The 25,932-nt window shown below is 32.4% G+C and carries 23 protein-coding genes; 13 read left to right on the forward strand and 10 right to left on the reverse strand.

Going from position 1 to position 25,932, the window contains the following annotated elements; translation table 11 throughout:
* Positions 1-12: 12 nt before the first annotated feature.
* Complete coding sequence (locus tag Q0787_RS07610) at positions 13-711, reverse strand: LytTR family DNA-binding domain-containing protein (RefSeq protein WP_298901739.1); 699 nt, start codon at positions 709-711, stop codon at positions 13-15.
* Positions 704-1,714, reverse strand: a complete 1,011-nt coding sequence (locus Q0787_RS07615; protein WP_298901741.1) for a sensor histidine kinase — start codon at positions 1,712-1,714, stop codon at positions 704-706. The genes Q0787_RS07610 and Q0787_RS07615 overlap by 8 nt, the downstream gene beginning before the upstream one ends.
* Positions 1,715-1,891: 177 nt before the next feature.
* Between Q0787_RS07615 and Q0787_RS07620 the strand changes: the two genes are divergently transcribed.
* From Q0787_RS07620 to Q0787_RS07640, 5 genes are all read left to right on the forward strand, one after another.
* Entirely contained in the window at positions 1,892-3,721 is a 1,830-nt protein-coding gene (locus tag Q0787_RS07620; protein WP_298901742.1) for a beta-lactamase family protein, read from the forward strand.
* Between the two features lie 59 nt (positions 3,722-3,780).
* Positions 3,781-5,778 carry a serine hydrolase gene (locus Q0787_RS07625; RefSeq protein WP_298901744.1) on the forward strand — a complete coding sequence of 666 codons (1,998 nt, stop codon included), beginning with the start codon at positions 3,781-3,783 and terminating at the stop codon, positions 5,776-5,778.
* A 445-nt stretch (positions 5,779-6,223) separates the two neighbouring features.
* Positions 6,224-6,919 carry a sensor histidine kinase gene (locus Q0787_RS07630; protein WP_298901745.1) on the forward strand — a complete coding sequence of 232 codons (696 nt, stop codon included), beginning with the start codon at positions 6,224-6,226 and terminating at the stop codon, positions 6,917-6,919.
* Positions 6,916-7,629, forward strand: coding sequence for a LytTR family DNA-binding domain-containing protein (locus Q0787_RS07635; protein WP_298901747.1), 714 nt, complete (start codon positions 6,916-6,918; stop codon positions 7,627-7,629). Before Q0787_RS07630 ends, Q0787_RS07635 begins: the two co-directional genes overlap by 4 nt.
* A gap of 245 nt (positions 7,630-7,874) precedes the next feature.
* Positions 7,875-8,555 carry a CPBP family intramembrane glutamic endopeptidase gene (locus tag Q0787_RS07640; protein ID WP_298901750.1) on the forward strand — a complete coding sequence of 227 codons (681 nt, stop codon included), beginning with the start codon at positions 7,875-7,877 and terminating at the stop codon, positions 8,553-8,555.
* Here Q0787_RS07640 and Q0787_RS07645 read toward each other — a convergent pair whose 3' ends face one another.
* The 3 genes from Q0787_RS07645 to Q0787_RS07655 all read right to left on the reverse strand — a co-directional run bounded on the left by Q0787_RS07645 (position 8,556) and on the right by Q0787_RS07655 (position 10,390).
* The gene (locus tag Q0787_RS07645; protein ID WP_298901752.1) at positions 8,556-9,092 is read right to left on the reverse strand and encodes a hypothetical protein; all 537 of its coding nucleotides are present in this window, start codon (positions 9,090-9,092) and stop codon (positions 8,556-8,558) included.
* Between the two features lie 9 nt (positions 9,093-9,101).
* On the reverse strand, positions 9,102-9,509 hold the full coding sequence (locus tag Q0787_RS07650) for a DUF1761 domain-containing protein (protein ID WP_298901754.1): 408 nt from the start codon (positions 9,507-9,509) through the stop codon (positions 9,102-9,104).
* A 65-nt stretch (positions 9,510-9,574) separates the two neighbouring features.
* Positions 9,575-10,390, reverse strand: a complete 816-nt coding sequence (locus Q0787_RS07655; RefSeq protein ID WP_298901755.1) for a helix-turn-helix transcriptional regulator — start codon at positions 10,388-10,390, stop codon at positions 9,575-9,577.
* 212 nt (positions 10,391-10,602) lie between these two features.
* On the opposite strand from Q0787_RS07655, the gene Q0787_RS07660 reads away from it, so the two are divergent.
* The 3 genes from Q0787_RS07660 (at position 10,603) to Q0787_RS07670 (ending at position 13,978) form a co-directional block, all read left to right on the forward strand.
* On the forward strand, positions 10,603-11,448 hold the full coding sequence (locus Q0787_RS07660; RefSeq protein WP_298901757.1) for a LytTR family transcriptional regulator DNA-binding domain-containing protein: 846 nt from the start codon (positions 10,603-10,605) through the stop codon (positions 11,446-11,448).
* Between the two features lie 95 nt (positions 11,449-11,543).
* Entirely contained in the window at positions 11,544-12,674 is a 1,131-nt protein-coding gene (locus Q0787_RS07665; protein WP_298901759.1) for an acyltransferase family protein, read from the forward strand.
* 65 nt (positions 12,675-12,739) lie between these two features.
* Positions 12,740-13,978 (forward strand): serine hydrolase, encoded by a 1,239-nt coding sequence (locus Q0787_RS07670; protein WP_298901761.1) that lies wholly within the window; start codon positions 12,740-12,742, stop codon positions 13,976-13,978.
* Between the two features lie 65 nt (positions 13,979-14,043).
* On the opposite strand, the gene Q0787_RS07675 is transcribed toward Q0787_RS07670, so the two are convergent.
* Positions 14,044-14,454 (reverse strand): HNH endonuclease, encoded by a 411-nt coding sequence (locus Q0787_RS07675; protein WP_298901763.1) that lies wholly within the window; start codon positions 14,452-14,454, stop codon positions 14,044-14,046.
* Positions 14,455-14,802: 348 nt separating this feature from the next.
* On the opposite strand from Q0787_RS07675, the gene Q0787_RS07680 reads away from it, so the two are divergent.
* Genes Q0787_RS07680 through Q0787_RS07690 form a run of 3 tightly spaced genes read left to right on the forward strand, consistent with a single transcriptional unit; the run spans position 14,803 to position 17,408 of the window.
* Positions 14,803-15,228 carry a hypothetical protein gene (locus tag Q0787_RS07680; RefSeq protein ID WP_298901764.1) on the forward strand — a complete coding sequence of 142 codons (426 nt, stop codon included), beginning with the start codon at positions 14,803-14,805 and terminating at the stop codon, positions 15,226-15,228.
* A 2-nt stretch (positions 15,229-15,230) separates the two neighbouring features.
* Positions 15,231-15,761, forward strand: a complete 531-nt coding sequence (locus tag Q0787_RS07685) for a helix-turn-helix transcriptional regulator (RefSeq protein ID WP_298901767.1) — start codon at positions 15,231-15,233, stop codon at positions 15,759-15,761.
* Positions 15,762-15,764: 3 nt separating this feature from the next.
* The gene (locus Q0787_RS07690) at positions 15,765-17,408 is read left to right on the forward strand and encodes an AAA family ATPase (protein ID WP_298901769.1); all 1,644 of its coding nucleotides are present in this window, start codon (positions 15,765-15,767) and stop codon (positions 17,406-17,408) included.
* A 1,067-nt stretch (positions 17,409-18,475) separates the two neighbouring features.
* On the opposite strand, the gene Q0787_RS07695 is transcribed toward Q0787_RS07690, so the two are convergent.
* Entirely contained in the window at positions 18,476-19,123 is a 648-nt protein-coding gene (locus Q0787_RS07695; RefSeq protein ID WP_298901770.1) for a methyltransferase domain-containing protein, read from the reverse strand.
* A 210-nt stretch (positions 19,124-19,333) separates the two neighbouring features.
* Between Q0787_RS07695 and Q0787_RS07700 the strand changes: the two genes are divergently transcribed.
* Positions 19,334-19,606, forward strand: a complete 273-nt coding sequence (locus Q0787_RS07700; protein ID WP_298901771.1) for a hypothetical protein — start codon at positions 19,334-19,336, stop codon at positions 19,604-19,606.
* Between the two features lie 106 nt (positions 19,607-19,712).
* A complete protein-coding gene (locus tag Q0787_RS07705) occupies positions 19,713-20,699 on the forward strand; it encodes a lipase family protein (protein WP_298901772.1) in 987 nt (328 codons plus the stop codon).
* Positions 20,700-20,706: 7 nt separating this feature from the next.
* On the opposite strand, the gene Q0787_RS07710 is transcribed toward Q0787_RS07705, so the two are convergent.
* From Q0787_RS07710 to Q0787_RS07720, 3 genes are all read right to left on the reverse strand, one after another.
* Positions 20,707-22,371 (reverse strand): hypothetical protein, encoded by a 1,665-nt coding sequence (locus Q0787_RS07710; RefSeq protein WP_298901774.1) that lies wholly within the window; start codon positions 22,369-22,371, stop codon positions 20,707-20,709.
* A gap of 72 nt (positions 22,372-22,443) precedes the next feature.
* The gene (locus tag Q0787_RS07715) at positions 22,444-23,166 is read right to left on the reverse strand and encodes a DUF6090 family protein (RefSeq protein ID WP_298901775.1); all 723 of its coding nucleotides are present in this window, start codon (positions 23,164-23,166) and stop codon (positions 22,444-22,446) included.
* A gap of 112 nt (positions 23,167-23,278) precedes the next feature.
* Positions 23,279-25,753: a zinc-dependent metalloprotease gene (locus Q0787_RS07720; RefSeq protein ID WP_298901777.1), complete on the reverse strand. Its 2,475-nt coding sequence runs from the start codon at positions 25,751-25,753 to the stop codon at positions 23,279-23,281.
* Between the last annotated feature and the right edge of the window lie 179 nt (positions 25,754-25,932).

The following is a 25,932-nucleotide window of genomic DNA, read 5'->3' on the forward strand; positions in this document are numbered from 1 at the left end:
AATAAACAACAACTATTTTAAGATGTCGCTTAAACTTCTAATTTTTTCAAAAACAATAATCTTATACATAGGACTCACTGGCACCTTTTTATTTTCAATTTGCAAATGTGTTTTGGTGGCTTTTGCAACTCTCTCCAAATTGGCAATATATGATTTATGCGTGCGTTGGAAATTATCAGATAATGATGATGTAATATTAACTAGTGTTTCGGAGATAAGGTACATTCTTGAATCTGTAAAAATTTTCAAGTAGTTACCAAAACTCTGAATATATAGAATCGATTTAAATGAGATACTAATTGGTATACCATCATGTTTTATTTGAAGATCTTCATTACCATTATTTTTTTTAGGGGTTATTTCTGAAGCCGAAACTTTATTTATCGCCTTTAAAAAACGTACTAACTTTATAGGTTTCAATAAATAATCTACAACACCATAGTTATAACTTTCTAAGGCATACTCAGAATACGCTGTAGTTAAAATAACTTTAGGCGGATTTATCAAAGAACGCAAAATTTCCATACCATTAAGTTCTGGCATTTCTATATCAAGAAAAATGAGATCAACTTCATTTTGCTGCATAAAGTTGACAAATTCAAGAGGGTTTCCTGTACTAAAGACTAATTCAAAGTTGTCGATTTTAGAACAATACTCTTCTAACACTTTACGTGCTAGTATTTCGTCATCTACAATACCAATTTTAATCATCTCCTGTCTTTTTTAGTATGGAATCTGTTAAATCAATAGATAAATTTACATGATATTTTTTTTCCATATCATCAATTTCTAACGCATAAGAATTTGGATATAGCAAATCTAATCGTCTTTTTACATTTTCAAGTCCTAGTCCCTTTCTTTTCGATTCAGAAAACATATTAGGTTTTGAATTAACTACGGAAAAATAAAGCGTGTTAGTTTTAACAGCAGCTGAAATGTCAATCTTACTTTGTTCATTAGTACTTTGAGCACCATGCTTAATGGCATTTTCTACAAATGGAATAAGTAACATTGGAGACATCCTTAAATCCATCAAGTCTCCTTCAATTAAAAATTCTATAGTACAACGTTTACTCAATCTTTTCTCTTCAAGCAATAAATAATTCTCTATGAATTCAAGCTCTTCTTTTAATAAAACAGTATCTTTTTTAGAGCTCTCTAACTGGTATCTCATTAATTCTGAAAGTTGCATGACAAGATCTGGTGTTTCTGGTGATTGCCGTCTAGAAAGGGCATAAATACTATTTAATGAATTAAACAAAAAATGAGGATTTACCTGCTCCTTTAAATAGTTAAGCTCCATCTCTTTTTGCAATTTTTCTTTCTCATCATTTTCTTTTTGGAAGATCATATTTCTTCTTAAGAAAAAAACAGCCATACCAGCTCCTGTTGTATAAAGAAGAAAGAAGAATATCTTAGAAGTTCCAGACCAAGCATTTGCTCTTAAGTGCGAAAAAATAAATAAGCTTCCAATAAGCAAAATTCCATATGCAAAATACTTTTTCTTATCTAAGAAAAAAGGAATGAGAATAAAATGATTTAACCAAATGAACCCCATAATCATAATCGTATAATCAAGTCCATGTGCGTAAAAGGAATAACTATCATCAAAATTATCTTTGAAAAACAAATTACTTACTGTTTCAAGTATAAAAACCAATAAAAAGGCTCCTATGTTAAGGAGAATAGTGTGCTTCAAAGATTTTTTAAGCATAAACATTTCATTTAGAAAAAATAAAGATAGTATCTACAAAAACAATATTCTACAATTTCTTACGAAAGCCATATATCAATGACGAAACAGCTTTGTCATTTAACCCTTGTGTTTATCATCTTTAAGATATTGAATCTAGATTATAGGATATCTTTATTCGGTATTAAATAAAAAAACATGAAAACTATTATTTCAGTACTCTTTATCATAATTCTTTTTCAATCATGTACAGAAAAATCAAATTCTGATACTACAACCGATTTAAGCAAAACGGTAGAAACTGGTCTCACAACTCGAATACATATAGATGGCGATTCAACATGGTCTATAGAAGAACGTATGGATCATTATGGAATTCCTGGCGTGAGTATTGCGGTCATACATCATGGTGAAATTGCCTGGACAAAAGCGTATGGTGTCATGGATAAAGAAAGTAAAGTTCCTGTGACAGAACACACCCTTTTTCAGGCTGCGGCAACTAGTATGCCTGTAACGGCTTATGGTGCATTGCGTCTTGTGGAACAAAATAAATTAGACTTAGATGAAAATGTTAACAGCTACTTGAAATCTTGGAAAGTACCCGAAAATGAATTTAACAAGGAAAGCAAAGTCACCATAAGAAATCTTTTAAATCATTCTGCCGGAATATATCCTCGCGGAACAGGATCCTATAGTATAAATGAAACAATTCCAACGCTTGTAGAGATTTTAAACGGAACATTTCCAGCAACAAACGAGCCAATTACCATAAATAAAGAGCCTGGTGAAAGTGTTCGTTTTGCATATGCTAGCTATGTACCCATACAACAAATGATGCTGGATGTTGATGGAAAAACATTCCCAGAGATTATGCATGAACTCGTGTTGCAACCCTTAGAAATGAACAACAGCACCTTTAACCAATCGCTTACTAAGGAACAATTAGCGATGGCGGCCACTGGTTATTTATCAGATGGTTCTATGGTAGAAGGTAAAAGAAATATCAGCCCATCAATGGCTTCAAGTGGGTTATGGACTACTGCTGAGGACTATGCAAAATTTATTACCAACGTACAGCAAACCCTAGAAGGCAAGACTACTAAAGGATTATCAAAAGACCTGACAAAATTAATGGGAACACCTTATGGTGTGCATGATTCTGCTTGGTCTTTTACATTGGGCTTAGGCTTTCAGCTTCTTAATAGAAAGGATGAAATCTACCTAAGACATCACGGATGGAATACAGGTTTCTATACCGAGATAGTAGCTCATAGAGACAAAGGTTATGGCGTGGTTGTGATGACCAATTCCACATTTCCAGAGTTTAATGCTGAAGTGATACGTGCTGTAGCACAGACGTATAATTGGGATAATTATGTTCCTGTTTATAAAAAAATGAAAATTGAACAGTCTTTAGTCGATGAAATTACTGGAAGATACAAGTCTGATAATGTTACTGTAGAAGTTTTTGAAAAGGACAATCTACTATTCTATAAAAATATACTTGACGTAGAAGCTGATGAACTCATCAAAGTCTCGGATAGTAATTTTGTTAGAAGAAATTCTAGCCGATTTATCCAGTTCAAACCAAACTCCGAAAATGAAACCATCAATTTAATTCATCTTAATAGAAGCGATGAGACCTTAGCTGCAACTTTTGTCAAGACAGATACAGATAAAATAGAACCTGTAGAATTCCTTCTTGAAGATGACTTTGAAAATGCACTTAAAGCCTATAGAACATTAATCGAACATGATCCTACTAACTCTAGAGTTACTGAAGAGTATCTCAATGAGATAGGTTATGATTTTTACCACGATAACAGAATGAAATTATCGCAAAACACTTTCAAATTGAACATGATGCTCTATCCAAAAAGCTTCAAAGTATACGAAAGTTATGCAAAAGCCTGTGTGAAAATTGGAGATATTGATCTGGCCATTTTAAATTATTCAAAATCACTTGAATTAAATCCACAAAATAACGAAGTCAAGCATCAACTCAAGGAATTACAAAAAAACGAATAAAACAAACGTCCATCAATGGGTGAGTTTCAATACCAAAATATGTATAAATACTAAAGATTATGAAAAACATAACAGGACTATTACTTCTAATTTTTCTTCTAATAACCCATACTGTCTTTGCACAAGACAATAGCGTAAACGAAAATTCACAAGTAGTGAAAGGAGCTTCCTTAGTATTACCAGAGATACAGGTAGTTCCAATAAAAGACACAAAGACAGAGCGAAACTATGAACTGTACATAGAGCTGCCAGAAGATTATGGTGAGAACACACATAAAACGTATCCTGTGCTTTATTATACAGATGCTAAGTGGCATCGTGAAATACTATCTTCTTGCCAAGAATTTATTCTTGAAGATTTGATTCTAGTTGGAATTTCTTATCAATTAGACATTAATGAAGATCTAAAAAAAGAAGTAGGAGTCTATGTGAGTAGGTTTCGAGATTACTCGATGAAGGAACACAGCAATCCTGAAATTCAAAAAAAAATACAGTTTGGACAAGCTCATAAGCATCTTGACTTTATTCGTAATGATATCATTACCTATGTTGACAATAGTTACCGAACTGACCCAAATAGTCGCACCTACTTTGGCTATTCATTGAGTGGTGAATTTGGTGCGTATATTCTAATGACTCAACCTGATACTTTTAATAATTACATTATTGGAAGTCCAACAGTTAGAGGTGAAGTCGATTACCTAACAGAATTGAATACCAAATTTGGACCCTATGAACCATCTAATAGAAACTCAAGTTTGAATGCCAATGTTTTTATTGCCTATGGCTCATTAGAAGAAGAGAGAGTGGTTGCGCCTATGGAGGCATTTATTAAATTATTAAATGATAGACGAGATGTTGGTTTATCCGTATATAAAGAAGTGATTGATGGGAACCATAGTACTGCATTCCCTACAACAGCTGTCCGCAGTGCCGTTTGGTTGTCCTCTTTATTGAGTCCTATTTCAAGTATAGGCGATGAGATCTCATTCTGGGAGATTCCACATCTTAATAATGCCTATATCAGTACAACACCAGAGGACAGAGATGATGGAATAGCAGTTGATACATTAGCGGTAAGTAGCAATGATCAAAAAGCCATCCTTAAATTGTCTCAAGAGATTTTTGATGGCGAACATGGAAGCTATGATGCTTTACTCATTTCACACAACAATAAATTAGTTTTTGAATCCTATTATAAAAAAGGACGTATCAACTTGCCTCACGGACAAGCATCGGCAGTAAAAGCATACACCAGTTTGGTTTTAGGTAGAGCCATTCAAATGGGTTACCTATCTATGGAGGATCTAAACAAACCTTTGATTAGTTTTCTAAAAGATATCGACCCTAAAAAAATGACTAAAGGTGCCGAAAATATCACACTTCATAAGGCATTAACTATGCAAGGAGGTCTAGCTATTGATAGAGATGCATGGAAAGTCATTGAGAATGATTCTGTGCGATTAAAAGGTCAAGGGCTAGCACAAACGCTTCTTGAGCAAAGCGCACCTATAACCAACGCGTCTCAGACGTTTTTATATGGTAATTTTAATCCGATATTAGTTATGACAGTCATTGATGCCGTTGTCCCAGGAACAGCTGAGGACTTTATTAAAACGGAGTTACTTGACAAACTCGGCATTACAAATTATAAATGGTCAACTCATATTAGTGGTTTGCCAGAAGCAGGATGGCGAGCGAGTATCATGTCTCGTGACATGATCAAACTGGGACATTTGGTACTCAATAATGGTAAATTAAATGGCGAGCAACTTATTTCTGAAGACTATCTAGCCCAAGCCACTAGTGGCATTGTAAGACCTGCAATAGACTGGATGCCTAAGAACTATCTTTATGGCTATTTTTGGTACTATACACCAGTAAAGGTTGGTAACAAAAGCTATAACATGACATTGGCTTGGGGCGGCGGCGGTCAGCGTGTTATGGTTGTAAAAGAACTTGATTTAACGATTGTAATTTCTGGTCATGATAGAGAAGATGATAAAATCATGACATCTATTTTTGAAACCGTAGTGCCTGCATTTGCTAAACAATAACTATGATCGGAGAGAAGTAGATTGTCGTAGATAAAATCGAAGTACTTATCTATAAAAAGTTATAATTGGTCTATATAATCACTAAGATTGGATTGTTTAAACTAACTTAGTTTTTTATATGAGACATATGCAAAAAAATTATTTAAAAATTTTATTACATAGTTTTTTATGGCTACTATTATTTATCTACCCATTGGTTTCATTAGATAGTGAGTATCTCATATACAGAAATTGGTTGTCGTTATCAAGTATTTTTCTTGTCTTTTATGTTAATTATTTCTTTTTGGTAGACCACTTTTTTTTAAATAATAAAAAAGTCCACTTTTATATTTTAAATGGGGTATTAATTATAATCCAATATATTCTTTTAAGTTATTTTTTAAAATTTAAGATATTTCATCCAAGTATTGAAGGTGTCCAAACAGGTGAAATTAGAAGCGGAGCAATGACTACGGTTCAAGTTATATTGCCAATAATTTTAAGTATTGGAATGTGTGTTGGTTTAAAAATCAATACCAAATTGAATAAAAATAAATTAACCTTACAACAGGTAAGACAGAACCAATTGGATACAGAAATTAAATATTTAAAATACCAGGTACAACCGCATTTTCTTTTTAATACACTAAACAATATCTACGCATTAATTGATAGCTCTCCTGTTAAAGCCAAGGCATCCATACATAGTATGAGTAAAATGATGCGTTATGTATTACATGATGCTTCAACCAGTAAAGTTCCTTTGGTTAAAGAAATTGAGTTTTTGGAGCGTTATATTGATTTAATGCAATTACGAATATCCTCTAACCTAACACTAGAAAAGAACTTTCCTGTTATAAATCAACCTATACAAATTGCCCCACTTTTATTAATCTCTTTTATTGAAAACGCCTTTAAACATGGCATAGATGCAGTACAGCATTCTTTTATAAAAATTGAATTAACGATTGATAATCATAGGTTAAAGTATTCAGTTACTAATTCTTCATTTCCAGAAAGAGAAAAAGTAACAGATTCTGGAATTGGATTAGAAAACTTAAAAAAACGATTAGAACTATTATATCCGAATAATTTTGAGTTGATTACAAAGGAAATCAATAGGCAATATTTCGCAACACTAACACTTAATTTTAAAGAATGATACTGTCTTGTATTTTAATTGATGATGAGCCTTTAGCGCTTGACTTAATGGAAACTTACGTTAAATCTACACCATTTTTGAAATTAGTTGCTAAGTGCAATAGTGCTATTGCTGCAATTGAAATCATTGAAAAAGAAACTGTAGATTTGATTTTTACTGATATTCAAATGCCAAATCTATCGGGAATGGAGTTTTCTAAATTACTTTTAAACAAACCAACTAAAATTATTTTCACCACAGCCTTTGAAGAATTTGCGCTTGAAAGTTATAAGGTAAACGCCATTGATTATTTGGTAAAACCAATAAGTTATGCTGAATTTTTTGCCGCAGCAAATAAAGCCAAACAACAGATTCTAAATCAGCCCAACCATGTAAATTCTATAGATGACTATATCTTTGTAAAGTCTGATTATAAGTTATTAAGGATTAATTTAAAAGATTTAATATATGTAGAAGGCTTAAAGGACTATTTAAAATTCTACACAGTGAATTCTGAAAAACCAATCCTCACTTTAAAAAGCATGAAATCTTTAGAAGAAGAATTGTCTGAAAAACACTTTATGCGTGTACATCGTTCTTTTATAGTCAACTTAAATAAGATAACAACAATTGAGCGCAATCGCATAGTTTTTGGAGATAAGTACATTCCTGTTTCCGAAAAGTATAAAGAAAGGTTTCAAAAATTTATCAATACTGATTTTTCATCATAGACAAAATCTTATAGAACGTCTATAAAATGTCCTACTAGGTCTATTTCATTTCAATAACAACTTGTGTTTATTCAATTTTGATGTATTCATCTGAAAACATACATCAATGATACGAGTAACTATTTTTTTTATAATCTGTTTTATCACAAGTTTACAAGCACAAACTTTAAACGAAAAGATTGAAGAAAACGATTCAATAAACCTAACTGTCTAATATAATTGCTTCAAAACTTAAAGGTATAGAGATGATAACTGCAACCGATCAAACAAATTCAAAGGGTTATTTACTAGACTTAGTCATTTATATAGCCATTATGTTTCTAATTCGAGAAACTTCAATTCCTAATACGTATTATTTGGTAACGGGCTTTCTTTATTCGGGAACAACGTTAATTGCAGCTACTTGGCTAATGAAAAGACGCGGTGTTACTTGGAAAAGTATAGGATTGCGCAGACCTAAAGACATTCCAAAAACAGTCTTAATAGCGGGAGGACTGTTCATTACAATTATAGCCATGTTACTTGTTTTTAATGTTATACAGGATTTTTTTTCAATAGTTAAAGAGAGTGATGAAGCGGCGAAAGGAACAATTAAAGGGTATACAATAAGCAATGGTGATTATGCCTATGTGTTTTCTATAATTATTTTTGTTTGGATACAATCTGCCTTAGAAGAACTCTTAGAGCGTGCTTTTCTAATAACATGGTTAGAACGTTTATTTTCAAATTTGCGATTTAAAACGGCGTTAGCTATTATAATTCAAGCGTGTATTTGGGGATTTAGACATTCCTATGATTTTTCAGAACGTTCAGTATCTGTTGCTTTAATTGGCATCATTATGGGCATCGCATATGTAAAATTTGGTAGAAGCTTATGGCCAGTAATTATTGCTCATTGCGCCATGAATACGATGTCTTTGATATAATTATTCGTCTTTTGATCTTTTGAATTGTGTTTCTAGAAACTTCTTTTCCCATTTATTCTTTATGTTATCATAAACACCAACAGTAAAATTATAAGTGTTCTTATCAATAAACTCCCAGCAGTCTGTAAGAATTAAATTAGTTTTTGAGGCTGCGTATTTATAACTATAATACATACTATTGTTTTGGTATTTCACCTCTCCTGTAGTTAGGTTTCCGAAAACATCAAATTCATAAAATTTAATTTTCTTCTCTTCACTGTCATACGATACAATGCCTTCGCTTCTTAAACCAAAGTCATAAGCTTTCTGACTAATATTTCCTTTGGTTTGAGATTTTATAATGTTTCCATTTAAACTTGCTTCAAATTCAATATATAATTTGAAAGGTGTACCATCACCCCATGCTGCTCCTGATGCAGATTTCCATGTGCCACCAATTAGATTTTGATGTCCATGAAATTTGGCTCCCTCATCTTGACTTTGAGCGTAACTCAAACTCGCCATAGCAATTGCTAACGTAAAAATAATTGTCTTCATAGTTTTAATTTATCTCCAGGCACCAAGTATTCCACCTATCACAGAAAAATAGATGATGATATACCCACTATTTATAAATATGTATTTCCAACTTTTCTGTTCAAATAAGGCGATAATTGTAAATATTGCCGCAGCCCAGCCAAAACCTGTTAAAAAACCTGCTGTGAGACCCCAAGTAAAATCGGTATCGACACCTCCAAGAAAAAAAGCCATGTTATATGACATTACATAAGCCAAAATAAAACTTATGCCATAGGTTTTTAATGGATTGGCAGATTTGAGTTTTTCGTCGCTTAAACCATTTTCTTTCTTCCATGCCTTATAAAATAGTAAAGGAGAATACCATAATGCTCCCAAAATCATATTGACTATTGCACAGACAAATACTGCCCAATGATTAATTATCATGCTTTCCATAGAATGTTAGTTTTAAATATAGAAGCAAACTAACGACAATAAGCGTAGTGAAAATTGTAAAAAATTTACTTTACAGGAACATAGTTGGGATAATCGCCAACATCACTTAAATATTTTTTTGGATTCAAGCCAGAAAAAGACTGAAAATCCTTTATGAAATGTGCCTGATCAAAATAACCACAGTCTGCTGATATAGCTGTCCAAGAGATTTTCTCTTTGTTCTCCAAAGCTGCCAAAATCTCATTAAATCTTATGATTCTATGAAACTGTTTTGGCGTTATCCCAACATATTTTTTAAATAATTGAATGAATTGTTTTTGAGAAAACCCAGTCTTTTTAGCAAGATTTGCGATACTAATTTTTGATGATGAATTTTGAATTGTATCTATGGCAAAGTGAATGATATTAGTATAAAAATCGTCTTCTTTAAATTGTGGTAGTAACCACTTTTCAATGGCATTAAATTTCTCCTGAGGAGAAGTGGGTGCTTTAAGCTGAGTATGAAGTTCTAAAATGGATGTTCCAAAAATTTCATTAGCCTGAACCACTTTGTTGGTATATAGGTTTACAGATTTGTGAATCAAAGGAAACCCTGAACCAGGTTTAAATACAACAACTATCATTTCTTCACTTGCTGCGCTAATCGTTATATAATCTTTAAGAACTCCGGAAAACCAAACATCTGAGTAGCCTTGCTTTTTCTTTTTAGTGTTATTATCAAAAATGAATTTATCTGTTCCTGTGAGCTCAAATATGATATTAATAGTTCCGTCTGGAAGATATTTGTCCATTTCACATTCTGGATAATAATCTTTATTGTAGATCATTGCTGCCACATATTTAGATAAGCTAGGCGATATGGTATGTGCATGACTAATCAATTAAAATGATTTATAGAATTATTAAAGCAATATAGTTGAAAATGAGCAAACGACGATAATAGTGCCTTGGAAACCGAAGAATGAGGTTCACGGTTTCTTAAAACAATAAGGATGCGTGAGTGATGTGTGTGGAATGGTTTGATTCCTTTCCTTTCTTAATATTATTTAATATACTATTTTTACTTTCATCTATTTGAATAACATATTGCATAATGTATACTAGGCATTTTAATTTTTGGAGATTATTAGACCCCTTACTCTTAGGCTCATTTGCTAATCTTATTATTAATATGTTATTTAATCCAAGTCATCCAGGAAATTGGCTATCTATGCAAGAATTTGTAACTGCATTCATTTTTTGTATTCCAATTACTGAAGTAAATCGGTTCGTTGGAAAAAAATTAGAAGCAAAATACAATTGGAATAACGAAGCGAAAAAGCGGTTTTTTTTTCAATTACTCTATCTCACATTAATATTAGTATTTATTATAAATGTGCTTGGTAGAGTTTATCATTGGTACTTAGCAGATGAATTCTATACAAATGAAGAAATTCTTATTATCAATTTAGTCGTTTTTATTATTGCTTTGATTTTAGTAATTATAAAATGGGCAGTTCAATTTTATAATAAGTGGGTTTTTTCAGAATGGAATTTAAAGAAGGTAAACATCAAATTAGATGAATTATTATCTAAGCCAGAGCTTACTGCTCGTTCTATTAAACTTAAAAAAAGGAATCGAGACTATCTTGCTAATATAGATGACATAAGAATTGCAAAAAGTGAATTTGGAATTATTAAGATACATATGGAGAATGGAGAGATTTTTATCTTTCAAGGCACTTTGAGAAAGCTAGCATCTCTTCTTCCAGAACATTTCTTTTTTCCAGTTACGAGAAACATCATTATTCATTTCGACAAAGTGGCCTCAATGTCTTCGTCTACGTATGGAAAAATTTCGGTTAAAATAAAAAAACACGATTCTACTGAAGAAGAAATTATAGTTAGCAGGTTAAAAGCATCTAAATTTAGAAAATGGTATAATAGCAGTTCACTCTAAAATTTATAGCACTTCAGTATAAAATGCTCTGATGCACTTTTATATTTATGCAAGTATATTTTCATTTGTGGTTCAATTAAAAAACCAGTATTCAAATGAAAAATAAAATTGAACGCATTCATTCTTTAGATTCACTAAGAGCAATTATGATGTTGTTAGGTTTGGTCTTGCATTCCACGGAAACTTACCTAATTGGAACTAACGCGCCTTGGCCTAAAGATACTAATGCTACTTCTATTTCATTAAATTATCTTGAGAACGTCATCCATATGTTTAGGATGCCTGTATTCTTTCTTGTCGCTGGTTTTTTTGGAGCTTTATTGTTTTATGAGCGAGGTAAAGTTAGAATGCTTAAAAATAGAGCTTCAAGAATTTTATTACCATTTATTGTTTTTCTGTTGATTTTATATCCAATTGTAGTTTTCTCATTGGAATATTCAACAGCGCTTTTTGAAGGCCAAAGTAATGCTTTTGCAGAAACATTAAAAAATTTCAATCAGTTCATACCAGAATGGACTTTGCATTTATGGTTCTTATACTATCTAGTTATTATTTCTGGACTAACAGTGCTTATTGCTTTAGTCTTAAATAAGGTATCCCGATTAAAACATTTTATTGCTTCAATATTTAATATTATTTTTCAAAAGAGCATAGGCAAAATCTTCATTTTTGCTTTGATTATCTTTGTTTTGCTTTTATTAATTTGGGATTTAGGACCGCCTGTGCCTCTAGGTTTTATTCCAGATATTAACGCCCTTATATTTTATTTGTTTTTCTATGGTGTAGGTTGGGTTTTATTTAAATCGAAACATCAACTGAATAATTTCAAACGAAATGATTGGGCATATGTAAGTATTGCAATTGTAATATTTACAATTCAATTTGTATATTCTGACGTAATTGGAGACGTTGAGCAAGGTCTAATGAGTGCTCTTATTATGTCACTATTTCTGTTTGGCATTATAGGGTTATTTATTCGATATTTTAGCTCAAATTCTAAAAGAATGCGCTATGTGTCTGATGCTTCCTATTGGATTTATCTCATTCACATTCCATTCACAATAATAATCCCAGGTTTAATAGCTGGATGGATCTTACCAGCGATTGTTAAGTTTCTTATTACACTAATTGTTTCAACGGTAATATGTTTTTTAACTTATCATTACTTGGTTAGGTCAACATTTATTGGTAAATTTTTAAATGGTAGAAAATATTCAATACATTGATTAGAGTACTATTATAAAATTTACATATTAGCTATAAGTAATGTCCTTAATTTAAAAAATGAAACATGAGAAATGCGATCTTTTTTTTAACAATTTGCACTATAATATCATGCAAACAACAACCTAACCAATCTAAAAATTCTTTAGAACAATTTTATCAAGTACGAGACTCACTTACTGACGAATTGAATCAAATTTATAGTCGTGGACACATTTACGGTTTTTCTGTGGCTATTGTAAACCAGTCTGAAACTATTTATCAAAATGGATTCGGATTTAGTGACTTACAAAACAATAAGGAATATAATGAAAATTCTATTCAGAATATTGCTTCCATATCTAAAACATTAATAGGAATATCCCTCTTAAAAGCCCAAGAACTAGGTAAACTTAATCTTGATGATTCAATTAGTAAATATTTATCTTTTGATATAACAAACCCTTATTATCCAGACTCTCCGATTACTATTAGACAATTAGCCACTCATACATCTACAATTATAGACACCAAATATTATGATGAAAAGGCATATGTTTTAAAAGAAGAGAAGTTCATAGATATTGAAGGATTATCGGAAACCCTGAATCAACCAGATATGAAAATAGCTATGACTGATTTTTTAAGGGCAATTCTTCAGAAGGAAGGAGAATGGTATCAAAAAGATGGTTTTTTGAAAAAAAAGCCTGGAGAGCAATTTGAATATTCAAATATTGGTGCATCTTTAGCTGCACTTGTTCTGGAAAGGGCAACGGGGAAATCTTATGAATCTTTTACAACTGAACACATTCTTAAACCTTTAAAGATGTCTAATTCAGGATGGTCATTTGAAGATGTAAACATGTATAATCACTCAAAGCTTTACACCAAAAATGAAACAGAGCTTCCTTATTATTCTTTAATCACATTTCCAGATGGTGGATTTATCACTTCAGCTAATGACTTAGGTCTATATCTAACAGAACTAATAAAAGGCAAACTGGGGGAAGGAACAATTCTTAGCCATAAAAGTTATAGGGAATTATTTACTCTACAATTAGACGAAACTCATTTTGATGAGCGTGATAAAGAAGATAAATATAACGACGAATACAATTCTGGAATATTTATGGGATTTGGTGGAGACGGAAATATTGGTCATACCGGATTTGACCCAGGAGTTGCTACTCTTATGTTTTTTAATCCTAAAACTAATGTTGGGAAGCTGCTAATAATTAATACAACTATTACAAGTATGGATGGATTAAAGGAGTTTTATGCGATTATGGACAAACTTGGTGAATATGAAAAAAAACTTAACCAATAACGCCAGTAGCTAGCAATGGGCGTTAATGTGCTGTGAACAATATAACTAAAGAAAAGCAATTAGATTTAATCATGCAAATCCTCATGACAGGATCTACAAACCGATTCTAACCATTCAATAGGTTCTTTACCAATATTATATTTTGCATATCGTGTATGATGCACTTGAGTCGCTTTTGAGCCACAATACACACATTTCCAATGATCTCTTCTTAAAACAACATAACGTTTACGTTGCCAGGCCTCAGATTTTAAATAGATTTCATTATAGTAAGTTTTTCGACTTAAAGTATGTTTATAATATGAATAAGGTTCAACATCAGACTTAGATTTAAATTTAGGTTTAAATTTTGAACCTGTAGATTTTCCAGAATAAAATACAACATAGGTCATTACTACAATCCAAATTAAAACTAATAAAAGGATTAAAGATTGATCAGAGTCTAGATTAAATATCTCCCTTAATAATGATTTCAAATAACTATAAATCAATTGGTTATCTAGTAAATTTATAAAAAATTCTTAAATCATCAGAATCGTGGATTTTAAAATTATTGTACTCATGAATCTCCTTCGTCGATTTGGTAAAAAGCGAAAGTTTAATACCTCATTTTCTTTATTTTTTTCTTGACAAATGTTTCTCTACAATGTTAATGAAATCGAGTTTACGAGATTCATGAGCTCCTATTTGTTAAATAGGAGTGGAGCGTAATGTGTGTTGAATTAGATAATTTACTTGAAATTATAATAAAACAAGGATTTATTTGTTTATATTATAACACATTTATATATTTGTGTTATCCACAACACAACTAAATAATTGTTTTGATTCCTGACTTTAATACAGATGGACTATTACCTAAAGGCATTCATTGGGCTACAATGGCTGAAATAAAAGCTACTTTGGGGTTTAGTGACAAAAGAAAGGTTTTAATTAATGGTCTTGTAGAAGCTCTTAAGAGTTTTAAAAACGCAGGATGCAAAACAATTTATATAGATGGAAGTTTTGTTACATCAAAAGTAGAACCAGGTGATATAGATGCATGCTGGGACATAAAGGGAGTTGACCCTACAAAACTTGATCCAGTTTTATTGATTTTCTCAAACCAAAGACGACAACAAAAACTGAAATATGGGTGTGAATTTTTTCCAAGTAATGAGATAGCGGAACCACCTAATGTGATTTTTTTGGATTTCTTTCAAAAAAACAGAAATAATCTACCAAAAGGAATAATAGGAATCAGACTATAGAGATGATAAAAAACGAAAAGCAGTACAGAATAATTAAAGGAAAGTTAAAGAAGTTTAATCAAGCACTTGATTTGATTAAAAAAGCTGATAACAATGGAATTCACCCACTTTTAATTAAGGCTCAAATTGATTCAATTGAGAGTCAAATTGAAGAATTCAAACATGATATTTCTGAATACGAAAATTTAAAAACAGGGAAAGTAACACGATTTATTACTAGTATAGATGATTTAAGTAAAGGTATTATTAATAGTAGAATTGCAAGAGGTTATAATCATGAAGAGTTAGGACGTAAACTCGGAGTAAGCGCACAACAAATACAAAAATATGAGGCTGAGAATTACCTTAACACTAGTCTTAAGAAATTAGTTGAAATAATTTCTATACTTGATGTTGACGCTGAAACTGAATTTAACTTAGAAGAAAAGAACATACATCCTGAAGTTCATTTTTTAATACCTGATGGTTATAACGCTGAATTAATTCAAAATAAAATTACAAATAGAGGTACAACAGTTGAAATTTGTATATAAGTTATGAAAACAATAACATTCTATTCTTATAAAGGAGGAGTCGGAAGATCTTTGACTTTAGCAAATATAGCAATGAGACTTGCTGATTTAGGCAAAAAAGTATGCTTAATTGATTTTGATTTAGAAGCTCCTGGGTTACACTTAAAATTTAAGGATTATCTGAATTCTAGGAGTATAAATAAAGGCTTGGTTGAATATATCTCCGAATTTCAAAGAACTGGATTTCTTCCTAATGATTTTAAAAATTATTTGGTTGATATTAATTATGACGGACGTCTTGATGGGCTTATAAAATTTTTCCCAGCTGGTAATGTCAATAACGATAATTATTGGAAAGACTTGTCTTCTATTAATTGGAAAGATTTATTTTATAACGATAAAAGTCATGGCGTAGAATTGCTCTTAAATTTAAAAGAAGTAATAAATAGAGATGAAAATCCTGATTTTTTATTAATTGATTCTAGAACAGGAATTACTGACATTTCAGGTATTGCAATGACTTTACTAGCAGATACAGTAGTTACTTTAGCCGCAAATAATAACGAAAATATTAATGGAATATCTAAAATTATTAAAAGTTTAAAAAATGAAAAAAATAATTTGAGAGGTGTTTTACCCGAGGTTCATTTTGTGTTAACTAGAATCCCTTATTATACTAATCCAGAGGATAAACATAAAGAAGCGATAATCATAAGAAAAACTTTGAATATTATAAATAAAGAAGAGGAATTAATAAGTAAAGTTTTTGTTATTCATTCAGACAGAGAATTAGAAGAAGAAGAAAAATTTAAAATAAATACTTTATCTGGTAAAAGTAAAAGAAACGATATTGTACCAATAGAAGAAGATTATTTGACTCTTTTTGAAGAATTAACAAAAAATAGCTTGAATGGAGATGAAGTTTCTAAGTTTAATAATTTAAGAGAATCTGAATTACTTATAGAGCAAGCTTTAAGCGAAAAAGATAAAGCGATAAAAATAAATTTACTAAAAAAGGCAATTGCATTAAATAATAAATCTGATGAAGCTTATTGCGAATTGGCATCAATTTATGATGACCTAGAAGATTATAAAGCTGCTCTTTCTAATATAAATAAGGCCTTAAAGATAGATAAGACAAATCTGCATAGTAAATATGTGAAGTCTTTTATTTTGGATAGTATGGGCGATAGGGAAGAGGAAGTATTATTGCTATTAGATGAAATAATTGAGCGAGAAAGTAATCATTGGCAGGCAATATTTTTAAAAGGTAATATCTTTTACAGAAAAGAAAACTTCAAAAAAGCCCTCAAATATAAACTTCAATTAGTTGATATAGATCCTAATTATCATGTTGGATATAATGAAGTTGCTAATGTTTATAGAGTGTTAGGCGAATATGATAAGGCATTCGAATATATTTATAAAAATCTAGAAATGAACCCTAAGAGTAGATATGGTACTGGAACTTTAGCTGAAATTTATTCTGAAATTGGGAATGATAGAGAGTTTTATAAAAATTTACAGCTTTCTTTTGTTTTTGGAATGAAACAGAAAGTATTTCAAAGAATAATCTCTACAGAAAAGGTTTATAGAAAGTACTTTAAAGATAAAAAATTTCTTGAGTTATTAAATAATTATAGAATTAAAGTTGATTTTCCTGAATAATAATTTCTACCTCATAAAATTTTGGTAAAAACAATAGGCTATTTCAAGAGAATTATCCAGTGGATGATTCGAATGAAATACAACTTCTAGTCTAAAATATAGTGTAACGAAACGTAATTGTTTCCAAAATTATATACTATTTGAGATATTGATTGAGTATCAATATTGAGAATACCTAGCTTGAATTTTTGTTTTATGTATTTAGCTTTCGCTAAATAGTGTTTCAAGACAAAAGGTATTAAAACACGAAAAAGAAAGCTTCAATTAAAAGACAAAAAACAACAAGTGTATGGAAATTTGCTCGCAGAGAAATTTTATACTCTTGTGGCAAGCTCACGAGAATCGCGTAAAATTTTTTGTGACGTATATTTTATCGAATACGCGATTTTTAAAACATAGCAAAAAGTAAAGCTTTTATAATGCGCTAGCAAGCGGCTGGGAATTATTCGCGGATTCTTATTGTTTTAATAAAGAGCTCATGAATGCTTCGCATTTGAGTATAAAATAAATTACAATAGTAATTTGATTTTATCAAAGAAATATGGCGTTGGCAGCGGATATTTTAATACAAAATTCTAATCGACGAGAATCACGTATTTCAAAATTCTAGGAGAATTATCCAGGATTTAAAAAATACAAATAGGACAATACAATTAGCTTGTACATAATTACTATCGATATAAATCACGTATGTGATATTATATCTGCAATTATGTCAAATAGAGCGAAAACGCTCTATTACGCTAATTGCATCCAATTGTACTATAATTTATATTATGTAAAATAGAAATATTCAGAGTCAATAAAACGTCTTGCCTATCTACGTCGTATCCAAAAGCAATCATCCACAGGATGATCACTTTCGTATAGTATGTAAAATAAAAATATAGTGAATTATATCTTGTACTCTTCATTTTTGATATTCAAGTAAAATCATCCACTGGATCATTTTACGTGAATAGTATGTAAAATAAAAATATTTAAAGTCAATAAGACGTCTAAAGCTGTTCAAGTATAATTGAGTCATTTCACATACTTCCTTATATACTCACATCTAACTAAATCGATTATTTCGCTTTCGTTGCAATCAACATCCAAATAACCTTGTCAGGATCATTCTCCCAATCACCAAGATCATTATTTTCATAGCGAATTGTAAATCCGGCTTTTCTCAATTCTTGCTCTACGTATTTTGGATCCAAACTATGTGCGTCAGTCTGTTCATCTCGAGACTTACCCTTTATACGCGATTTCAATTTCTCTATAATCACAATCTGACCGCCTGGTTTTAATGCACTTTTAACATGGCCCAAAACAGTCATATAATCTGTTATCTCATGATACGTATCCATAATAATAACAGTATCTAGGCGTCCTTTAGGTAAATTCGGATTGTCATAATCGCCAACTATGGTTTTAATATTATCAAGTTTTCGCTCTTTCGATATGTCTTTTAAGGTCTGCAAACGATCTGTACGAAGATCTACAGCATACACTTTCCCCTTTTTGCCAATCTTTTTTGCCAATCGTACGCTTAAATACCCTTCATGACAGCCAATATCGGCGACACGATCCCCTTTTTCTATACCAATGGCACTAAATATAGTGTCTAAAGCCATCCATGTATCACGTTCTTTCCAATCCATTTCTTTGTATTGAGAAAAACCTTGTAATGGTAAACAGGTTAACACTAAGCATACTAGAACTACTTTCATAACACCAAGTTAAAAAACAAATGCAATGTGCAGGCATTAATTAACATCAATTTATAACATCATATGTCATCATATTAGGTCATTCAACGGTAAAACGTGACATTCGTATTTCGGTTGGCGATTTTATTGGTCGTTCATCCCCTTTTAACATCAAACTGTCTGATCGATAGTAACTTAGAGTATCCCTCAAAACTATTAAAATCTACTATTATGGACGAAAATTTAGCCTTATTCAACCAGATCAATAGTTTGTCGTATTGGTTACTAAAAGAAAGTGATTTCAAGAGTTCTGTTACCTTCGATGCGAGCGACGATAGTTATTTTATTTCTATTAAAAAAGGTGTCGAATCCATCTACAAACACCATGTAGAAGATTTTACACGGAAAGATGCCCGCCTCTTAAAGTTTGAGCTATCTTCTATTGTAAATCATTTGCTTCAAATTAAAGCATCTGTGCACGCCGATCAAAAGCGTATTGCTTAAAATACTGCGGTCTGTATAGTATATCGTGATTTCAAAACCACGTAATTATACGGTACATATTCTTGTTTTCAGCGGTTATATTTGAATACATCAAAATATTCAAATTATGGCAACTATTGATCACTGTAGACTATTATGCGCTTCAGCTTCCGCATATCTTATCGAAACATCATTTCCTAATGGTATTTATCGCAAAAATCTAAGACCTGTACCAAGCACAAACCCAGATAATCATAACATCATTAATCAGTATGATGCTATAAAATTACTCTCAGATCCGTTTGTTGTGGTCGCATCGCCTTTAAAACCTAACGAGTTTCTAAAGATTGAGGCGTGTTTTATCGGTGAAACAGCCGAAGGTATTATCATTTCGTTTCGAGGTACCTTACCTCCTTTTCCTATTACAGATCAATCTATTGCCGATTGGATTCAAAATATATTCTATGCCGATACTGTTCCTTACCTTTCTGGTTTCCCTGGGAAAGTTCATGAGGGCTTCTTAGATGCTTTAAAGTCTTTAGAAACAGGAATCCTATATGCCTTAGGTCAGCTTAATCCAGATAATTCTAAACCCATTTATATTACAGGGCATAGCAAAGGTGGCGCTATGTCTCCAATTGCCGCCTTATACTTTAAGAATAAAAAATTATTTACGGCCAATCATGTGGTAACCTTTGCTGGCCCAAAACCTGGTGATGCTACTTTTGCTGCTAACTATGACAGCGCATTTCCAAATAGTACCAACTATGAAAATTACTTAGACCTCGTACCTTTTTTACCTCCAGGTAAAGATTTTATTGAACTTTTAGAGAAATTTCCATTACTTCCAGACATTATTAAGGATTTACTTAATAAAGCTGCACAATGGAACTATGAACCTGTAGGCACAAAAAATGTGCAGTTTATAAACAAACATGGTGTTATTGATAATAGCTTCCCTGCCTCTAACCCCTTAATTCGTTTTGGTGAGATTTTATTAGAACTCACAAAAGGAAAAGCTGGCCTTATACAAGTTGGTGATGCACATCATGTTACTTGTGGATACCGTTATATGAAAGGTGTTTGCGGTTCTAGCGGAGTTTGTACGCTCTAGATATTCTCTATTGTTTTAGTGCTTCAATCCTACTTTTGGCTACTGCTGCCAACGAGCCTTTGGGATCTAACGCTATCATTTTAGTATAACTTTCTATAGCCTTTTCATTGAGCTTATTTATTTCTTGAGCATTGGCCAAACTGTATAATGCACTTACCGATTCAGGGTATAACTCTGCAACTAATTGCAAAATAAACATACCAGATTTCTGAGCTGTAGGATCGCCACTAGATATTAATCGGTTTCCTGCTTTTGAAAATTCGTCTTGAAAATTATAATAGCGATAGTTCTTATTTTTAGAAATCTCAGCAGCATCAGACTTCAATTGATCATATTTTCCAGCCATAAACAACTGTGTTAAATGCGCCATTGGGTCTAGGATAAAACCTGAATCGGAATAATTCATGGCAGCATCCAAAACAGGATCTTGATTGGTAATATACTGTTCAAAAGACATGTCAACGCCAATATGAGGTATGGTCCAATCTTTATTTTCCCATTGTGGTTTATCTTGCCACCAAGCATAAGATAAATATGCGGAAATTTTAGAATTTGGTAATACTTCCCTCCTAGCATCACCTAAGAAATTAACGTTTTCAGCAGTTGGTTCACCTATTAGAATAGCTTCAGTATAATTCGTAATCTCATTGGTTAGGTTTTGACATGCCGAAAAAGTGTTTCTGCCAATGATATAAAAGAAATGTCCTTTTTTATTAATATTTGGTCGCGCCATTAACCCTTTGATTAAATGCACATTATTGTAGTTGTTTCCGCCACCATTTAGACGCACATCATATATAAGTTTATCGACATCGTTACGATCTATGAATTCAAAAAGCCTGCTATAAAAAGCTTTTAAGGTTTCAGATTCGTGATTAAACACAGAACTCTGACGCACATACAACGTTTTACTATCTTTTAGATACTCAAAAAAGTAGTATTTATCATTCAAATGCTTGAGATATAACGGTGTTTTATCCATGGATCTTGAGCTTATCCAGGTCTCATTTGGTATGGTATACAAATAGCTTCTTGATAACGCTCTTAATTCAATCTTCGGAAATGCATATTCAAATACCTTTCCGTCTTTTTCGAGTGTTAATGTAATCGTATCTGATAATTCTGGAATTACGCGTAGCGCATGCAACACGTCCGGAACGGTTAAAAAACGTAAGCCATAACCCTTAAAATAGTTATCATTTTCAGCAGGAACTACAGGACGTATTAATGTTAGGGCTTCTTCAATAGGCTTAGCTCCTACTTTTAGTACTTTGGCTCCTAATGTGCTTTGATGTTCTTTTTGAACGCCTTCAATAAAAATACCATCGTTAAAATGGTAAAGATTTACAGGAAGTGCGCCGTTTTTTGCTACAGTACTAAACGGAATTTGTGTATGTCCATATAAGAATGAAGAGACAATTCTAGCAAATGCTACAGGAATTTCATGAGTGTCTAATGACGGAATCTCATTGTATAGTTGTTCTACTGCAGTATCAAACTCTTTAGCTGTTGTCTTTTTAAATAAGATAGGGTAATCTTTATGAATAATAGTTTGCAAATGCCTAAGATCTTCTTGCCATTCTACTTTAGATAAGGTGTTTTGTGCGTTTACGCTTATAAGCATGCTCATGATAAGCATGAAACTGACGATTAATCGAGAAGTTGTTTTCATGAAATGGTGATTAGTTGATTGATATATCTATAAGAGACTAAAATCCTGGTCTTGTTACACTTCTATGGCATTTTATTCTTCCAATCGTTCGTTAAGCATCCCTAAAGTTTCCTTATTAGCGGCTTGCAAACCTTTTAACATAGGTTCTAAATTGCCATAAATTAGTGTAGAGTGTATCGCTAATCGCGCTCTATAATTAGCACTCAAGAAATAGGTGATCATATCTGGATTAGACAAATTTCCTATAAGTAAGTCTGCAATCCATGGTTCATGTTCTTTAAGATACATCATATTGTTATCAATGTCATTTCCTATACGAACATTGGTTTCGTCAATTAGATTTCCAAAAGCCCTGTGATTGGTTAAAATTCTAGAAATAAGTGTGTCTTGCTCTGTTTCGTTATCATTCACATAGTTTTCCAAAAGGTTGATTCCTTTTTCTTGAAGTTTGAATGGCGAATATGATAATACAAGTCCGTAACCTTCCTTGTTGTCATCATATGTTTTGGCTGTTACAGTATCACTAAGAAAGATTCTGAAGAATTTCTTTCTATCATCAACGTATTTTAATACTTGTCCGACAACCAAGGTATCCTGAACCAAATCTTGCTGATATACTTGCAAATAGCTTCGTAACTTTTTCTGTGCGACACGCTCCTGATTTTTATTGTTGATACTCACAGCAATTAAAATACCAATGACGACTAAAATAATTTCACCAATACCATAAGTGAGATATTTAAAAATGCCCTTTTTCGAAAGTAATGCCATACGTTTATTATTAAAAATACTCATAAGATTAGTTTAATCAACTTCACTCCATAAATATAGTTGAAATGTGCTTACCATAAAAAAACACCTTTTAGAGCGAGCCCAAAAGGTGTTTTTTAAAAATTGATAAGTGAGTCTATTTCGGGTCTAAAATATCATCAATACGTTTTACAATATCTCTATAATGGTATTTTGTTATGGTATTCACGCCTCTATTGCTAGCTGCTGCAACCTGACGTTTTAAGGTGTTTAACTCGCCACGTACTAAGGCTCTAATATCAGATTGAGACACATTAAAGTACTTTCTACTAAATTGCGGATCCATATCTTCTGTCATTAAATAGGCCATTCTATCGATATAAGCACGTTGTAAATTTCGACGGTATACATCAACATTTTTTGTGAGATTAGCTTCACTCCAAATGCCTTTTCTTAAATCTCGTATCATTGATAAAGCACTATAATTGTTAGCGTCTAGTGTTTCATGATCTATTAAACGTCCCAATCTATCAAAACTTAGCAGGCCGTTGAGATAACGACTTTGTAATCGGCGTAAACGCTCTGTATAGCCTGCATAGTCAATATTTTGAAGCATCGTTTTATCTACCAACCATGTTGGTGTAGCAAAAGCATTTTTATGCAACCATTGCATGGATGCTTGTTGCTTTTCCTTCGGAACAGCTTTATAAGCAACACCACCTTGTCTTGGTGTTGTTAAGTACTCCTCTACACCTCCAACATTCCCAAGAACATGTCCGATATAACGATTATAACAACCTAATAATTCGCCATATAATTCTTGTAAATCATCATAATTATTGGTTTGACTACTAGTCCATCGCGGTAAATTTTCAGAAACGAATTTTAAATTTTTCAACGCATAATTTGAGGCTTTAATAGCATCATTCCCTATATCTTCTGTTTGTGAAGTAGGATCGAATCGGCTACTCTGTTTTCCGAAGACATATTTAGGATCTCCAGCTTTTTCCATTATCCATTTGTCTAGCATATTACGCTCTGCCTCAGGAGAACTGGCACCAGGAATCACACGATAACCCCAATTTATGGCATAGTTATCATAAGGTCCTATCTGACGAATAAATCGAATATTCTGATCTCCAGGTTGCGCTATATAATTATAACGCGCATAATCCATAATAGTTGATGCTATTCCAAACTCTTGCGTAAAAGCACCATTTCTGTAACTCTCAACGTCATAGGCCTTACTCGCACTCATATTATGTGGTAATCCGAGTGCATGTCCAACTTCATGAGCAATTACCATTTTCATCATTTCGCCTATATCTTCTGCTGGTGTATCTAAGGTTCTTGCCGAAGGATTAGCAGCTCCTGTTTCTAATAAATAGCGATTTCGGTATGAACGTAAGTGGTTGTGATACCAGATAATATCACTTTCTATAATCTCACCACTTCTAGGATCTGAAACACTTGGGCCTACTGCATTTCTAGTTTCACTAGCCACATAGCGTACCACAGAGTAACGAATATCTTCTGGACTAAAATCTGGATCTTCTTCTTTTGTTGGCGGATATTTGGCAATAATTGCATTCTTAAAGCCCGCTTGTTCAAATGGACCTTGCCATAATTCTATACCTTCCTTTATGTACTTTCTTAGGCTTTCTGGCGTGGCTGGATCTAAATAATAAATAATCGGTTTCACAGGTTCAACCAGCTCCCCTCTTGCATAGGCCGCTGGGTCTTTTGGTTCTAAACGCCATCTACGGATGTATGTTTTGGTATCTGCCTTTAATTTTTCACTACCATAATCTACTTGACTAAAAGTAAACCAACCTACACGCTCATCTGCGAAACGCGGTTGCATAGGCTCTTCGGGCAATAGAATCATAGACTGATTCATTTGTAAACTTATGGTTTCTGAAGAGCGCGCCGAAGGTGGCTGAGATGCGTTATAGGTCATATCTTGAACCACTTCAATATTCTGAGGAAAACTTTTCATTGTGTTGATAAAGCTACGTGACCCATCTAAATTTCTCACTTTATAAGTGCTTCGTAAACGTCCAGGAAGACCGCTAATGGCCTTGACGTCACTACTGTAAAATTTGGTGACATCAACTACTACTGCCGAAGAATCCTTATTAAATGCTGCAATATCGAAAGCAAATAAGGTAGGTTCGTAATTATTTGATTTTACTGAAATACTTATCGGTAGTTCTTCATCGGCAACCGAATTATAAGAGCGTTCTTTGAGTAAAATTTTAGTATCAAAACGCTCCCAAGCAATAAGACGTTCGGCTGTTTTTGAACCTGCATTAATATAACCACCTCCTAAGTTAGCCGGGAGTTTAGCGATTCTACTTACCAAAAGCATGTCTTTTCCTAAGTGGTCATTAGGAATTTCAAAAAAGTACTTCTCTCCTACTTTATGCACTTTAAAAAGACCTTCATCTGTAATGGCATCCTTTGTAATGACTTTATCATAGTCTTTAATTTTACCTTGTTTCTTTTTTGGTGGAGGTGCTGTGACTTCAGCTTTTTGATTTTTTTTCTTCTTTCTTTTGGATTGTGCTTGTTGAGACATTGGCATTAAACAAAAGAGTAATGTCAATGTGAAAAGCAATGATTTTTTCATGATTAGATAGTTTCGTGTGATTATGCTTTAAAATTAATCAAAGTATGTCAAGATGTAATTGCCTTTCACAAAATTTTAAGGGCTCCCATTTCCGAAGTTAACAAGCAACGGTTAATAAATATTCTGAAATTGAAAGTCCGTATCTCATTTTGCTTCGTAGATATACACGTAACCAAAAC

It is taken from the genome of uncultured Psychroserpens sp. (assembly GCF_947492715.1).
Lineage (GTDB): Bacteria > Bacteroidota > Bacteroidia > Flavobacteriales > Flavobacteriaceae > Psychroserpens.

Coding starts and splice junctions, on each gene's coding strand:
- Q0787_RS07635 (WP_298901747.1), top strand. CDS start 6,916: ATGATACTGTCTTGTATTTTAATTGATGATGAGCCTTTAGCGCTTGAC.
- Q0787_RS07645 (WP_298901752.1), bottom strand. CDS start 9,092: ATGAAGACAATTATTTTTACGTTAGCAATTGCTATGGCGAGTTTGAGT.
- Q0787_RS07665 (WP_298901759.1), top strand. CDS start 11,544: ATGAAAAATAAAATTGAACGCATTCATTCTTTAGATTCACTAAGAGCA.
- Q0787_RS07690 (WP_298901769.1), top strand. CDS start 15,765: ATGAAAACAATAACATTCTATTCTTATAAAGGAGGAGTCGGAAGATCT.
- Q0787_RS07615 (WP_298901741.1), bottom strand. CDS start 1,714: ATGCTTAAAAAATCTTTGAAGCACACTATTCTCCTTAACATAGGAGCC.
- Q0787_RS07720 (WP_298901777.1), bottom strand. CDS start 25,753: ATGAAAAAATCATTGCTTTTCACATTGACATTACTCTTTTGTTTAATG.
- Q0787_RS07685 (WP_298901767.1), top strand. CDS start 15,231: ATGATAAAAAACGAAAAGCAGTACAGAATAATTAAAGGAAAGTTAAAG.
- Q0787_RS07660 (WP_298901757.1), top strand. CDS start 10,603: ATGTATACTAGGCATTTTAATTTTTGGAGATTATTAGACCCCTTACTC.
- Q0787_RS07620 (WP_298901742.1), top strand. CDS start 1,892: ATGAAAACTATTATTTCAGTACTCTTTATCATAATTCTTTTTCAATCA.
- Q0787_RS07710 (WP_298901774.1), bottom strand. CDS start 22,371: ATGAAAACAACTTCTCGATTAATCGTCAGTTTCATGCTTATCATGAGC.
- Q0787_RS07715 (WP_298901775.1), bottom strand. CDS start 23,166: ATGAGTATTTTTAATAATAAACGTATGGCATTACTTTCGAAAAAGGGC.
- Q0787_RS07695 (WP_298901770.1), bottom strand. CDS start 19,123: ATGAAAGTAGTTCTAGTATGCTTAGTGTTAACCTGTTTACCATTACAA.
- Q0787_RS07670 (WP_298901761.1), top strand. CDS start 12,740: ATGAGAAATGCGATCTTTTTTTTAACAATTTGCACTATAATATCATGC.
- Q0787_RS07700 (WP_298901771.1), top strand. CDS start 19,334: ATGGACGAAAATTTAGCCTTATTCAACCAGATCAATAGTTTGTCGTAT.
- Q0787_RS07625 (WP_298901744.1), top strand. CDS start 3,781: ATGAAAAACATAACAGGACTATTACTTCTAATTTTTCTTCTAATAACC.
- Q0787_RS07640 (WP_298901750.1), top strand. CDS start 7,875: ATGATAACTGCAACCGATCAAACAAATTCAAAGGGTTATTTACTAGAC.
- Q0787_RS07650 (WP_298901754.1), bottom strand. CDS start 9,509: ATGGAAAGCATGATAATTAATCATTGGGCAGTATTTGTCTGTGCAATA.
- Q0787_RS07705 (WP_298901772.1), top strand. CDS start 19,713: ATGGCAACTATTGATCACTGTAGACTATTATGCGCTTCAGCTTCCGCA.
- Q0787_RS07610 (WP_298901739.1), bottom strand. CDS start 711: ATGATTAAAATTGGTATTGTAGATGACGAAATACTAGCACGTAAAGTG.
- Q0787_RS07630 (WP_298901745.1), top strand. CDS start 6,224: ATGACTACGGTTCAAGTTATATTGCCAATAATTTTAAGTATTGGAATG.